Origin of the sequence: Aquimarina aquimarini (genome assembly GCF_900299535.1) — a bacterium.
Taxonomy (GTDB): domain Bacteria; phylum Bacteroidota; class Bacteroidia; order Flavobacteriales; family Flavobacteriaceae; genus Aquimarina; species Aquimarina aquimarini.
In genome coordinates this window covers 1-13729 of the sequence record NZ_OMKE01000017.1, presented here as the reverse complement: position 1 = coordinate 13729, position 13729 = coordinate 1, and the positions used below count along the sequence as shown (strand labels likewise).

Annotated in this window: 9 protein-coding genes; 6 read left to right on the top strand and 3 right to left on the bottom strand. The window is 33.6% G+C overall.

Annotated elements, in window-relative coordinates:
• Positions 1-21 precede the first annotated feature (21 nt).
• Complete coding sequence (locus tag DG508_RS09465) at positions 22-1143, top strand: TRAP transporter substrate-binding protein (protein ID WP_234418207.1); 1122 nt, start codon at positions 22-24, stop codon at positions 1141-1143.
• Positions 1144-1213: 70 nt separating this feature from the next.
• Here DG508_RS09465 and DG508_RS09460 read toward each other — a convergent pair whose 3' ends face one another.
• Both DG508_RS09460 and DG508_RS09455 read right to left on the bottom strand, forming a co-directional pair.
• Positions 1214-2056 (bottom strand): hypothetical protein, encoded by an 843-nt coding sequence (locus DG508_RS09460; protein WP_108867909.1) that lies wholly within the window; start codon positions 2054-2056, stop codon positions 1214-1216.
• 164 nt (positions 2057-2220) lie between these two features.
• Complete coding sequence (locus DG508_RS09455; RefSeq protein WP_108867908.1) at positions 2221-3063, bottom strand: hypothetical protein; 843 nt, start codon at positions 3061-3063, stop codon at positions 2221-2223.
• Positions 3064-3418: 355 nt separating this feature from the next.
• On the opposite strand from DG508_RS09455, the gene DG508_RS09450 reads away from it, so the two are divergent.
• On the top strand, positions 3419-6871 hold the full coding sequence (locus DG508_RS09450; RefSeq protein ID WP_108867907.1) for a pyruvate carboxylase: 3453 nt from the start codon (positions 3419-3421) through the stop codon (positions 6869-6871).
• A gap of 91 nt (positions 6872-6962) precedes the next feature.
• On the opposite strand, the gene DG508_RS09445 is transcribed toward DG508_RS09450, so the two are convergent.
• Complete coding sequence (locus DG508_RS09445) at positions 6963-7655, bottom strand: M57 family metalloprotease (protein WP_108867906.1); 693 nt, start codon at positions 7653-7655, stop codon at positions 6963-6965.
• 481 nt (positions 7656-8136) lie between these two features.
• Between DG508_RS09445 and DG508_RS09440 the strand changes: the two genes are divergently transcribed.
• The 4 genes from DG508_RS09440 to DG508_RS09425 all read left to right on the top strand — a co-directional run bounded on the left by DG508_RS09440 (position 8137) and on the right by DG508_RS09425 (position 13233).
• The gene (locus DG508_RS09440; protein WP_108867905.1) at positions 8137-8634 is read left to right on the top strand and encodes a hypothetical protein; all 498 of its coding nucleotides are present in this window, start codon (positions 8137-8139) and stop codon (positions 8632-8634) included.
• Positions 8635-8802: 168 nt separating this feature from the next.
• On the top strand, positions 8803-10314 hold the full coding sequence (locus DG508_RS09435; RefSeq protein ID WP_159090782.1) for an SGNH/GDSL hydrolase family protein: 1512 nt from the start codon (positions 8803-8805) through the stop codon (positions 10312-10314).
• The gene (locus tag DG508_RS09430) at positions 10301-11578 is read left to right on the top strand and encodes a GDSL-type esterase/lipase family protein (RefSeq protein WP_108867903.1); all 1278 of its coding nucleotides are present in this window, start codon (positions 10301-10303) and stop codon (positions 11576-11578) included. The genes DG508_RS09435 and DG508_RS09430 overlap by 14 nt, the downstream gene beginning before the upstream one ends.
• The gene (locus tag DG508_RS09425; protein ID WP_108867902.1) at positions 11575-13233 is read left to right on the top strand and encodes an MBOAT family O-acyltransferase; all 1659 of its coding nucleotides are present in this window, start codon (positions 11575-11577) and stop codon (positions 13231-13233) included. The genes DG508_RS09430 and DG508_RS09425 overlap by 4 nt, the downstream gene beginning before the upstream one ends.
• Positions 13234-13729: the final 496 nt, after the last annotated feature.

Here is a 13729-nt window from a genome sequence, read left to right as displayed (position 1 = left end):
TTAGTACAAAAGATAGAATTTATGAATATTCAAAAACATACCATGTTTACATACACTGTTTTATTAATAACAGTGTCGTTGTTTTTTTCTTGCCTTGGGGATCCTCCAGCTAGTATGAGTACAGCCACATATGATGTAGCCAAACCTGACAAGGTTTTTTATTGGAAAATGACTACCACTTGGCCACCAAATTTTCCTGTAGTAGGTGAAGTAGCAGAAAAATATGCTGAATGGGTAGATGAATTATCTAATGGACAAATAAAAATAAAAGTATATGGAGGAGGAGAGCTCGTTCCTCCATTAGAAGCTTTTGATGCAGTCTCGCAAGGTAGTATAGAAATGGGATGCGGAGCAGCGTATTATTGGGCAGGTAAAACCCCAGCAGCACAATTCTTTGCAGCAGTTCCGTTTGGAATGAATAGTCAGCAGATTACCTCGTGGTTGGAAACTGGAGGAGGATATGAGTTATGGAAAAAGACGTATGCCAAATTTAATCTTGTTCCATTTATGGGAGGAAATACAGGAGTGCAGATGGGGGGCTGGTTTAATCGTGAGATTAATTCTATAGAAGACTTTAAAGGGCTAAAAATGCGTTTACCAGGCATAGGAGGAAAGGTGCTAGAAAAAGCAGGAGGTGCAGCTGTACTTGTAGCAGGTAGCGAGGTGTATACAAGTTTAGAAAGAGGAGTGATCGATGCAACAGAATGGATTGGGCCTTACCACGATTATAAGATGGGGTTTCATAAAATAGCAAAGTATTACTATACACCTGGATGGCACGAAACAGGTTCGCAGTTAGAGTTTTTTGTCAATAAAAACCTATATGATGGTTTGCCAAGACATTTACAAGCAGTATTAGAGGCAGCATCAAAACGTGCGCAAGTATGGGTTTTGGCAGAGTTTGATAAACAAAATGGTATTTACCTAGATAAATTAATCAATGAAGAAAAGGTAGAACTTCGAGAGTTTTCAAAAGAAACTCTTGATGGTTTACGAGGTTATACAGAAGAAGCAATTCAAGAAATGATAGGAGATGATCCGCTGTCTAAAGAAGTGTATGAGAGTTATTCAAATTTTCAGAACAATATTTCTAAATGGTCAAAAGTAACAGAGAAAGCTTATTACAATAAAATACAGAAATGATAAAACCGTTTTTAGAAATTTTTCTAAAAACGGTTTTACTATTAATTATGACGAAATAGAATAGCTTTTTTTATAGAGTGAAATTTTCCTCTACGCTTAGGTCTATTGTTGTAGTGTTACCATCACTATCTGTTTGATTAGCAATCTTATCACAAGTACCATCACCATAGTCCAATGTAGTGGTTGCTGCATTTTCATTGGTCACAATAGTACCACTAACTACATATTCACATCCATTTTCAATTCGTAATGGAGCAGTAGTTTTAGAAGTATACACATCACCATTATTAAATTCAGCTTTAGTATCCAAATGAACTAGTGTGTGGTATTCAAAAGTTTCCTGATTCAAGATTACTTCTGTAGAAGTAACATCCTTACTAGTAACTTTAAGACCATCATCCCATGTAAATACATAGTCAGAGGTTGAAGTAAAATACTGATCACTCTCTAGATTAGCAGAGATAGTAGCAACAGAATTTCCACTAACAGTTATACCGTTAAAAGAAAAGTTCTCTAATGAATAATTCATATCGATTCGTACTCCTGTAGCTTCTTCTTTAATGCTAAAACTTATAATAATTTTACCAGATACAGTTTCTCCATCAGGTAAGCTACAATTAGTACCAAAATCTATAGTAACATTTCCTCCTGTACCAGCATCCATACCATCAATAGTAGTACAGTCAGTAGTTTTATTGATATAGCTACTCTTAGAAGCAGGAGTAGGTTGAGTGTTAAAAGCACCTTGTACTACTGCATTAATTTCACGATTAGCTGATTTTATGTCCTTATATTTTGTAGCAGTAATCACTCCATCAGGAGCTGTAGATGTATTATCATCGTCACTACTACAACTTAGCATAAAAGCGGTTGTTATAAGTACACTTGCAAAGGCAATAATTCGGTTTTTCATATTTAATGATTAAAAAAAAGGTTATATATTATTTACTCGGGGTTGTTAAGAGACAAAATTAGTCAATGGTACTAATGATGAATACTAATCCTTTGTTAATTTTCAATAAAAAAACGCTTCAGAGAAAATCTCTAAAACGCTTTTTTTAAACAAAGGAAAAGTTGTTATAATTCTATGGTTGTTTGATTACCATCGCTATCAGTTTGAGTAGCAATATTATCACAAGTTCCATCACCATAATCCAAGGTAACGGTAGCGGTATTTTCTGTAGTAACGATAACACCACTTACTGTATATTGACAAGCGCTCTCATTACGTATAGGAGTTGTAATTTCTGCAGCGTATCGATCACCATTAGAAAATTCTGTTACACTAGTACCTGTAGTTACTGTATAAAAAATCAAATCAGTGGGAGTATCTGGATTATTAGTTTCAAAAACTGATTCTGTAACAAAGTTAGTTGTGCTTGTAGCAGAAATTTCATTGCCCCAAGCAAATGAGAAATCTGAATTTGTTGTAAAGCGTGTAGCACCTGTAGTATCATTTTGAATAGAAAATATAGTCGTAGCATTACCACTTACTGTAATGTCATTGTAGATAACATTTTCAAGACTATAATTAATTTCTATTTTACTTTCAGTATCTAACTCCACAGCAAAACTCATACGAATCTTACCAGATATAATTTCTCCGTTAGATACTTCACAATTAGTACCAAAATCAATAACAACAACTTGATTTTGTTCTGCTATTTCTGAGGTAATTGTCATGCAATTTGACATTTTGTTAGCAGGGTTACCATGTAGTTTGATAGTAGATTCTGTGTTAAAAACATTTTCTACGATAGCATTTATTTTGGTATTAGCCGCTTCAATGTTTTTGTATTGTTTTGAAGTCGTAACTGGAGTAGAAGGAATAGATGTTTTGTCATCATCACTATTACAACTTGATAAAAATGCACTGGTAAATAGTAGTAGGCTGGCAAATACAATAATTCTATTTTTCATAATAAAAATATTTAATGGGTATTAAACAAATGGTTTATGATTTGGGAATATCTTTTAGCAATCATATTAGAGATTGTATTCCCTCTTGTATTTTATAATAACGAATAAAGCTTGATAATCTTATATAACTAGATATAAACTCTAATTTTTTGGAGATGAAGTATTCTCAAGTTAAGAATAATAATAACTTACCATTTTGATGAATAATAGTGTTTTAATTAACAGATTAATAGAATTAGTTAAGTATTAGTGAAAAAATGAATTATTTTGAAGTGGTTGTATTGCAATAAATTATCTGAATTAATATCTTCGGAGACGAGTGTTCAAAAAGTTTTAATTTATTTAATATTATATCATGCAAATCAAAAAAGTATTAGTGGCTAATAGGGGAGAAATCGCAATTCGTATTTTTAGAGCTTGTACAGAGATTGGTTTGCAAACGGTAGGAGTATATACCTATGAAGATCGATACTCCTTACACAGATACAAATCTGATGAAGCCTACCAGATTGGCGAAAATAACCAACCGTTAAAACCGTACCTCAATATAGAGGAGATTATCAAAGTTGCAAAAAACAATAATGTAGATGCCATTCATCCAGGATATGGGTTTCTATCAGAAAACGCGGATTTTGCACAGAAATGTTTAGAAAATGATATCATTTTTATTGGCCCTAAAGTGTCGGTATTACAATCGTTGGGAGATAAGATAACGGCCAAAAAAGTAGCAATAGAAAATGATATACCAATTATTCAAAGTAATAAAAAAGAACTTACAGACATTGCTATTGCTATAGAAGAAGCAAAGAGTATCGGGTATCCTGTAATGCTCAAAGCCGCCTCAGGAGGTGGAGGTCGTGGTATGCGAGTAATTAGAAATAAAGAAGAATTAGAAAAAGCGTATCCTGAGTCTCGTAGAGAAGCGCTAAATGCTTTTGGTGATGATACTGTGTTTCTAGAGAAATTTGTTGAAAACCCAAAACATATCGAAGTACAAATTGTAGCAGATCACCATGGTAATATGGTACATCTTTTTGAACGAGATTGCTCTGTACAAAGACGTTATCAAAAAGTGATTGAATATGCTCCTTCTTTTGGAGTATCAGAAAAGATTAAACAAGCTCTATATGAGTATGCATTAAAAATTTGTAAAGCGGTAGATTATAATAATATTGGTACTGTAGAATTTTTGGTAGATGAAGACGAGAGTATTTATTTTATAGAAGTAAATCCACGTGTGCAGGTAGAACATACGGTAACAGAGATTGTTACGGGGATAGATCTAATCAAGGCACAAGTATTTATTGCAGGAGGGTATAAACTATCAGATCGACAAATCAAAATAGAGAGTCAAGAAAATTTAAAAATAAATGGATTTGCATTACAGTGTAGAATCACAACAGAAGACCCTGAAAATGATTTTAAACCTGATTATGGTACAATCACTACCTATAGAAGTGCTTCTGGATTCGGGATACGATTAGACGCAGGAAGTGTATATCAAGGAGTAACTATTTCTCCGTTTTTTGATTCGATGCTGGTAAAAATCTCTGCTAATAGCAGAACGTTAGATGGAGCTTGTAGAAAAATGAGAAGAGCTCTTTCAGAGTTTAGAATACGAGGAGTAAAAACCAATATGCCATTTTTAGATAATATTCTTCAACACGAAACTTTTAGAAAAGGAGAGGCAACCGTTAATTTTATTCAAAACACAAAATCATTATTTACAATAAAAGAATCTCGTAATCGAGCTACCAAACTGGCGAATTTTCTTGGTAATGTTATTGTTAATGGGAATCCTGATGTAAAAAAAATAGATCCTGAAAAAACTTTTGTAACACCCGTTGTACCAAAATATGATGAAACGGCAAGTTATGTCAAAGGAACCAAAGATTTACTTACCGAATTAGGTCCAGAGAAATTTGCAACCTGGCTTAAGAATGAGAAGAAAGTACATTATACAGACACTACTATGAGAGATGCTCACCAAAGTCTGTTGGCAACAAGAATGCGTACATATGATATGCAAAAAGTAGCAGAAGGATTTGCAAAGAACCATCCTGAAATCTTTAGTATGGAAGTCTGGGGGGGAGCAACCTTTGATGTCTGCCTGCGTTTTCTTAAAGAAAACCCTTGGGAGCGACTTCGCACTCTACGCAAAGCAATGCCTAATCTATTACTACAAATGTTGATTCGTGGATCTAACGGGGTAGGGTATAAAGCGTATCCAGATAATTTGATAGGAAAATTTGTAGAACAATCTTGGGAGAATGGAGTCGATGTGTTTAGAATTTTTGATTCCTTAAACTGGATGAAATCTATTGCCCCTTGTATTGAGCATGTGCGTACAAAAACTCAAGGATTGGCAGAAGGATCATTATGTTATACAGGAGATATTCTAGATCCCAAAAGAACCAAATATACACTAGAATATTATATTCAATTGGCTAAAGATATAGAAAATGCAGGAGCGCATATTCTTGGAATTAAAGATATGGCAGGATTGCTAAAACCTTATGCCGCTTATGAGTTGGTTTCTGCATTAAAAACAGAAATAAATATCCCTATTCATTTGCATACACATGATACATCTTCTGTACAATCAGCAACATATCTCAAAGCCATAGAAGCTGGAGTAGATGTGGTAGATGTAGCAATTGGTGGATTATCAGGATTAACTGCTCAACCCAATTTTAATGCAGTACTAGAAATGATGAAATTTCATGAACGAGAGAACCCAATTAATATTTCAAAGTTGAATGAGTATTCTAATTATTGGGAGGCCGTGCGTGAGTATTATTATGTTTTTGAATCTGGATTAAAAGCTGGAACAGGAGAGGTGTATCAACATGAAATTCCAGGAGGACAATACTCTAATCTTAAACCACAAGCGCAAGGACTAGGATTAGCAGACCGTTTTCATGAAATTACCAAAATGTATGGTGAGGTAAATCAACTTTTTGGTGATATTGTAAAAGTAACCCCAAGTTCTAAAGTAGTAGGGGATATGGCACAATATCTGGTAAGTAATGACCTAACGATAGAGGATGTAAAAGAACGAGGAGAAACTATTTCATTTCCGCAATCTGTAGTTAGTTTATTTAAGGGAGAATTAGGACAACCAGTAGGAGAGTTTCCTAAAGGCTTACAAAAATCAATACTCAAAGATCAAAAACCTTTTACCAATAGGCCCAATGCGCATCTGGAACCTGTAGATTTTGAAACAGAATTTGAAGATTTTGTAAAAACATTCAGAAAAGGAATGGCAAGAGCATTAGATATTACAGATTTTCTTTCGTATAAGTTATATCCAAAAGTTTTTACAGGAGCATACAACCACCATCTACAATATGGTGATGTAACAAATATACCGACCAAAAACTTTTTCTACGGGATGACCCCAGGAGAAGAGATCATTATAGAATTGGATAAAGGAAAAACATTACTGATAGAATTGATATCTATAGGAGAACCTCATGAGGATGGTATGGTAACTATATTCTTTAAAGTAAATGGACAGACAAGAAATGTAGAAATACAAGACCACTCTATCAAAGTAGAGAAAGTAACACATGTCAAGGTAGATAAATCAGATTCAAAACAAATAGGAGCCCCCTTACAAGGGTCTTTGTCTTCTGTATTGGTAAAAACAGGACAAGAAGTAAAGAAAAACGAACCTCTATTTATAATTGAAGCTATGAAGATGGAAACCACCATTACAGCCAATGAAGATGCAGTTGTTAAGAAAATCGCTCTCAAATCTGGAACCATGGTCAATGCAGATGATTTGGTAGTATCCTTTAAATAGAATTAAAGTACAGAAACTAAAAAATGTACGCTCTCGATTCAAAAAAGATAGAGAGCGTACATTGATTTAACTATGTCTAAAATTTTAAATATTATCTAGGATCACCCAAATTAGGAAATAATATTCTATTAATTGATCTAACATTTTGTTGAGATATTCCACCCCAATTTTCATCTGCTTCCGTAACCCTATTTTTCATGAAATCAATGTTAGCACCACGAGGAACAGCATCTGCATGGTGAAGCCCAAGAGTATGGCCAAGTTCATGTGTCATGATATAATATCGTAAGTTTGGTGTAAGAACAGGATTTGTATTATTGTAATTAAGGTTGATAGTAACAAACTCCCCAGCTGGCCCGTTGGCAAAATCAGGGAAATCAGCTCCCGCAGGAGAATTATTAAGGAAAGGTCTTTCGGCTTTTGCATTTACAATAATATCAGCTTGTACCCTAGAAAATACCCTTCTCATTGTTATGGTATTTACACTATTCCATTCGCTAATAGCTCTAACTGTAGGGTTAACCCACTCCATAGGAACCCCCTGATCTATAAATACAGTAAGGTTACTGATTAGTTCTGGATTAGGGCGCCCAGCAAATGATGACCCTTTACTAAGATTTTCATCAGAAATATTTAAATACGTATCTCTAGTTTGTTTATGAACAGTTTCTTGTTGTTCAAAAGTTTCCGGTGCTTCTTTTTCGCAAGAAGTAAATAAGGTGGCAAAACCTAGTACAGCTAGTACCAATAATTTAGACAGACTTTTTAAAAATGTCTTTTTCATGTTTGTGTAAGTTTAAAGAGTTAGTAAAAATTATGAGTTAAAGTTTATTTTTAGAGAGAGATCAATAGTACATGCTCTTAGTTCCGGACCTAGGTTGCATACTATGTAGCTTTATAAAAAGCGATACAATCACAAAAACAAACTAAAACTATTTTAAGTTGTCAACTAAATTAAGATGAAAAAAAATGATGAGTTTTGGTTTTGTAGTAATTAACTCATAGTTAACGGTACACATGTTTTTTTTACGAAAATTAACCTTTTAATTTATTTAAAAAAATGATGAATTCTTCTATCTTTTAATTTGTTTTTTATAGGAATTATAACTAGTAGTATAAAAAAGTGATCAAAGAAATTTACAGAAATTATTAATAAACTTAAAATGTTAAAATTTTAAAACCATTTTTTGATATGTTATTAATTAAAAAAGATGTATTAACTTTTATAGAGTATAAAACCAGATCATAAAAAAATAAAAGTATTGATGAAACATAATATTAAAGCAACTTTTTTTATAATACTTCCGTTTTTCTGTTTATGTCAGGAGGATACTAATCAAGATAAGCTTACAAATGCAGTACGATCTCAATTAGACGATCTGAGAAAAGGGGATATTAAGGGATATATAGCATATTTTGATGTAAAAAACTTTGTGCATTTACATGGTGGTATAAATAAAGACGGCAAAGTAAACTTCAAAAAATACAAGAAAAGATTAAAAAAGATGGCAAGAAACTCTAAAAGCGCTTTGTATACGCATAAAGAAAGACCATTAGATTCTCTATATGATTTCAAGAGGATGCGATTATCAGATTACCATGAGATACTTCAAAAAAATGGTAAAATGGATATGTATGGATTTTCTCTAGAAAAAGGAGATTATTTGGTAATGGTGCCTCCCTATAAAAGAAATTCAGAAGGGTGGTGGGGAATATATAGACAAGTAAAAGAACGGTGGGTAGTGATAGCAGGAGATTTATAAGTATAAACAGTATAAAGTTGAGTAAAGTAAAACCTATATAGAATCAACTTGCTGTTTTTAAAAAAAGTAAGTAAAAAATGTTATAAAATAAATTTAATGCATCATACCGATATACTTTGTAGTTTGTAAAAACTTCCTATTTTTACAATACATTAACATTTTAAAGAATTGTTGAGAATTAGACCTATTTATATATCATTATTTATCCTATTTATACTAGGAGGATTATTTGGACTTATGTTTTTGAGTGAGCAAGGAAAAACTGAGAATGCTCAAACACAAGATGATGGATTTTATTATCAAGACGTATCACTCAAATATCCAACATATGCTACCTTTTTGGGATTAAAGAAAGATACTACTCTAACCCGCCAAGACGTTCTAGAAGTTACTCAGATTGTAACCCCTCTTGATATAGAAACTACAGACAATAAAAGCGATACCGTTGTTACAGATAAAATTACTCAATTACCTGATTTTTCTAAAATAGATACTACCCGACTTGTACGAATCAAATACCCTGAGAATTCCCCTGATTTTGCAAATGAGCTAAGAACAAAACTAGCATCAAGATCATGTAGAATTTTACATTATGGAGACTCTCAAATAGAAGGAGACCGTATCACTGGGTATTTACGCAATAGGCTACAGCTTATGTATGGTGGCGGGGGACCAGGTTTTTTACCTGTATTACCAGTCTATAACCAGATAAGTGCAATAATAACTCCCAGCGAGAATTGGCAACGATATGCTTACTTTGATCCTACTCAAAAAAAGTTTTCTCATAGAAAATATGGGGCATACCTCTCTGTTTCACGATTTACAGCATACCAAACAGAACAGCCAGATAGTACGGCTATGAGTGTATTGCCAGTAGTAAAAGCATCGGTAACCATAGGTAAATCTACAAAAGCGTATGCAAAATTTAGAAGGTTTACCAATATAGGATTGCATTACGGTAATTGTAATACTCCTATAAAAATAACGGTGTACAATGATGGAGTATTGATACAACAAGATAGCTTGATAACAGACGGAAAATATCATCAATATAAAATAAGAACAAGTACGACTCCTACCAATCTCAAAATAGAGGTGGAAGGTAAGATAAGTGCAGATTTTTATGGATTAACACTAGATGCCCCTTCTGGAGTGCAAATAGATAATATTGCTATGAGAGGTGCATCAGGAACTATATTTGCCAGTTCCAATGCAGGAACCTATAGCCGAATGGCAAGACAACTAAAACCCAAGATTGTTATTATGCAATACGGGGGTAATACGATGCCTTACCTCAAAGACTCTACAGATGTTGAGAAGTATGCAAAGAGAGTTGTGAATCAAGCAAATTGGATACGAAGACGTGCAAAAAATACCAGTTTTATATTTATTGGCCCTACAGATATGTGCCAACCCGTAAACGGAAAAATGGAAACCTATCCTCTGTTACCTTATTTAGATACTAAATTAATGGAAACCTGCCTAGAGAATAATGTTGCTTACTGGAGCATGTATAAGGCTATGGGAGGAAAAGGAGCAATGGCATTATGGGTAGATGAAAAACTCACCGCCAAAGATTATATGCATTTTACCTGGAAAGGAACCAAAATAATATCTGAACTATTTTTTACAGCCCTATACCTTGACCTCAAAGAACCTAAAACCAATGAAGAAACGTAGACAATTATTTTTTTTACTATGGCTACTGGTACTACCAGCCATAGCACAGACCTATACTATAGATACATTAAAGAATAAATATACTTTTATAAACTGGAAAGCCAATACAATCAAGATGGCAGAAAACTCTCCAGCTTTCAAAAAACTATATCAAAAACTAGATGCTATTGCCAATGGCAAAAAAGAGAATGTACACATTTTTCATATCGGTGGATCACACATTCAGGCAGATATCTATTCAAATCGATTACGATCATACCTGCAAATGATGAATCCAGAAGCAAAAGGACAACGTGGATTTATATACCCGTATAGTATTGCAAAAACCAATAACCCTGGTAATTACAGAGTAAAATATGATGGAGTATGGCGTGGGTATCGATGCTCGGTCAATAGAGATAGTATAGCTTGGGGATTATCAGGAGTCACTGCTGTTTTCAAGGATAGTGTTTCCAATATAAAAATAAAAGCCAACGGTAATAACTACCACGAAAAAATGTATGATTTTAATAAAATCAGAATTTTTTATGATAACTGGACCACAGATTATGAAATATCTTTTAAACAAGATAGCCTTGTCACTGCAGTAGCAGAAAACAAACAAGCACATTTTGTAGAATATACCTTTAATAAAACGGTTGAAGAGATCGAGTTTTGTGTGCGTAAAGTAAAAGGAGCACAGAATGCAGAATTCCTGATGATGGGGATAGAGCTTATGAATGATAATAGCGGGATACAATACACTTCTATAGGGGTAAACGGGGGGAGTTTTGGGTTCTATAAACGATGCCGATATTTTGAAGAGCAATTGATGCTCTATAAACCTGATTTATTTATTGTATCCATTGGTACCAATGATGCTTATCACCCAGATTTTGATCCAGCAAAGTATAAGGCATACTATACAGAGTTGATCAAAACAATTCAAAAAGCAAATCCTGATTGCGCTGTACTGCTTACCGTACCCAATGATTCCTATTATAAAAGAAAAATTCCTAATCCCAGAACCCGTATAGCTCAAAAAGTAATTTATGAAGTAGCAAAAGAACAAAAAATGGCGATTTGGGATTTTTATGAAATTATGGGAGGATTCAATTCCTCACAAAGTTGGTATACAAATAAATTAATGCCTCGAGACCGTATTCATTTTACGGTAGCGGGATATAGAATAAAAGCAGACCTACTACTACAAGCATTAGCACATTCCTGGGAAAAAGAAATGCAATTGGAGTATAACACTGTTTTGAGCCAGATTATTAAATGAATAGACTTATAGACATATTTTCTTTTTCAGAAGAATTCCCCTTAATTTTTACACAGGCAAACTTCTGGATATTTTTTGCAGTAGTATATTTTATCTATGCAATAGTATATAGTAATAAAAATTTGCGAAGCGCTTATCTTTTCGCAATCAGTTTACTTTTTTATTATAAAACCAGTGGATTTTTTATAGGTATCTTATTATTTAGTACCGTCAATGATTTCTTTTTGGGCAAAGCCATCTATAAAAGTAGATCGGTAATATTGCAAAAGATATTGGTAGCAATCAGTGTGATCATCAACCTGAGTACACTGTGCTATTTTAAATATGCCTATTTTTTTGCAGATTCATATAACTACCTGTTTCAAACAGACTATGAGGTTATAAACTATCTAGCACAATGGGCAAATACATGGGCAACAACAGATTATTTTACGGTAGATAAAATAATTCTTCCGGTAGGGATATCCTTTTATACCTTCCAGACGATTAGTTATAGTGTTGATATATACAGAAAACAGATCAAGCCCCTCAATTCGATTATTGATTTTGGATTTTTTGTAAGTTTCTTTCCTCAATTAGTAGCAGGGCCTATAGTGCGAGCATCAGATTTTGTGCCACAGATCAGAAAAAAAATAACCATAACCCAAGAAGAGTTTGGGAGAGCTACTTTTATGATTCTTAAAGGGCTGATCAAAAAAATGTTGTTTGCAGATTATATTGCGGCAAATTTTATGGATCGGGTATTTGATGTGCCCGAGATGTTCTCTGGTTTTACCAATATCATGGCAATGTTTGGATATTCGTTACAGATTTATGGCGATTTCTCTGGATATACTGATATTGCCATAGGGTTGGCAATGCTTATGGGGTACAAACTCCCCGTTAATTTCAACTCCCCATACAAGGCAATTCATTGTGGTGATTTCTGGAGGAGATGGCATATCTCATTATCAAGCTGGCTCAAAGATTACTTATATATTCCTATAGGAGGTAATCGTAGCGGAAGCATCTTCTCTTATGCCTTTGTATTACTATTTACTTTTTTGGGTGTCTTTGCCGTATCAGACTATTCTATTGCGTTGGTGGCAGCGGCTGTTGTAGGTGGTTTTTTGATTATGACACTCTTTTCATCAAAACTGGCATGGCATTTTAATAGAAACGTAAATATTATGATTACCATGCTTATCGGTGGGCTATGGCACGGAGCTTCATGGAAATTTGTGATCTGGGGCGGATTAAATGGTTTGGGGGTAGTAGCTTATAAATATTGGCGTAAAGTCAGCCCCTATGAAAGCTCTACAAAATGGTATGCATTGTTATGGAAAATCACTTTGACATTTCTTTTTATAACCTTTACCCGTATCTATTTTAGAGGAAATAGTATGGATCATATCAATCGTTTTTATCAACAAGTGATAACCAATATGGATTGGCAGAATGCCCTTGCCGTATTGTGGGAGTATCGTATTGTTTTTATAGTAATGGCATTGGGGTATATTACACACTGGTTGCCATATCGTACTAAGGACTGGGCAGAAAACGTATTTGTAAAAAGTAATATAGTAATCAAGGCGCTCGTAGCAATGGTAGTAGCAATACTATGCTATCAAACCTATGCGGCAGATTTTCAGCCATTTATTTATTTTCAGTTTTAGAAAAGAAATTGTCAAAAAGAACCTAAAAGTATCTTTGAAGCACCAAAAAGGTTATTATTTGAATCTAAAAATATCTTTGAAATACCAAAAATGATAAGCCTGTAAGGCAAATAGGTCACGGTATTATAATACGTGTTTTTTGCCTATATAAAACAGTGTTTTATCGAAAAACTACCTGATTTATTGGTCTTTATTACCAAGATAATTACATTGGTATTCAAAATTATACTATTTTTTGTTTTTTTTGAGTATCGTATTTTAAAAACAAAAAGTAAGGATGAGTTCTATAGTATCAATATCATTTTTTCCTACCCTGAATGTTTATTGGTCACACTTTTGGTAATAGCTTATATACTATTGTTTATAAAACAAAATATATATAGGGATATCAAAAACAAGTTCTATGTATAGTATTAACCAAAATTTTAACACCAAATGTCTTTTAAAGCCAAATTAGAAATCGATCACAAAACTTACACTATGTTGGATTGTAGTT

Excerpts from the sequence above, each read along its gene's own strand:
- DG508_RS09445 (WP_108867906.1), bottom strand. The coding sequence starts at position 7,655 with ATGAAAAAGACATTTTTAAAAAGTCTGTCTAAATTATTGGTACTAGCT.
- DG508_RS09430 (WP_108867903.1), top strand. The coding sequence starts at position 10,301 with ATGAAGAAACGTAGACAATTATTTTTTTTACTATGGCTACTGGTACTA.
- DG508_RS09450 (WP_108867907.1), top strand. The coding sequence starts at position 3,419 with ATGCAAATCAAAAAAGTATTAGTGGCTAATAGGGGAGAAATCGCAATT.
- DG508_RS09460 (WP_108867909.1), bottom strand. The coding sequence starts at position 2,056 with ATGAAAAACCGAATTATTGCCTTTGCAAGTGTACTTATAACAACCGCT.
- DG508_RS09440 (WP_108867905.1), top strand. The coding sequence starts at position 8,137 with ATGAAACATAATATTAAAGCAACTTTTTTTATAATACTTCCGTTTTTC.
- DG508_RS09455 (WP_108867908.1), bottom strand. The coding sequence starts at position 3,063 with ATGAAAAATAGAATTATTGTATTTGCCAGCCTACTACTATTTACCAGT.
- DG508_RS09425 (WP_108867902.1), top strand. The coding sequence starts at position 11,575 with ATGAATAGACTTATAGACATATTTTCTTTTTCAGAAGAATTCCCCTTA.
- DG508_RS09465 (WP_234418207.1), top strand. The coding sequence starts at position 22 with ATGAATATTCAAAAACATACCATGTTTACATACACTGTTTTATTAATA.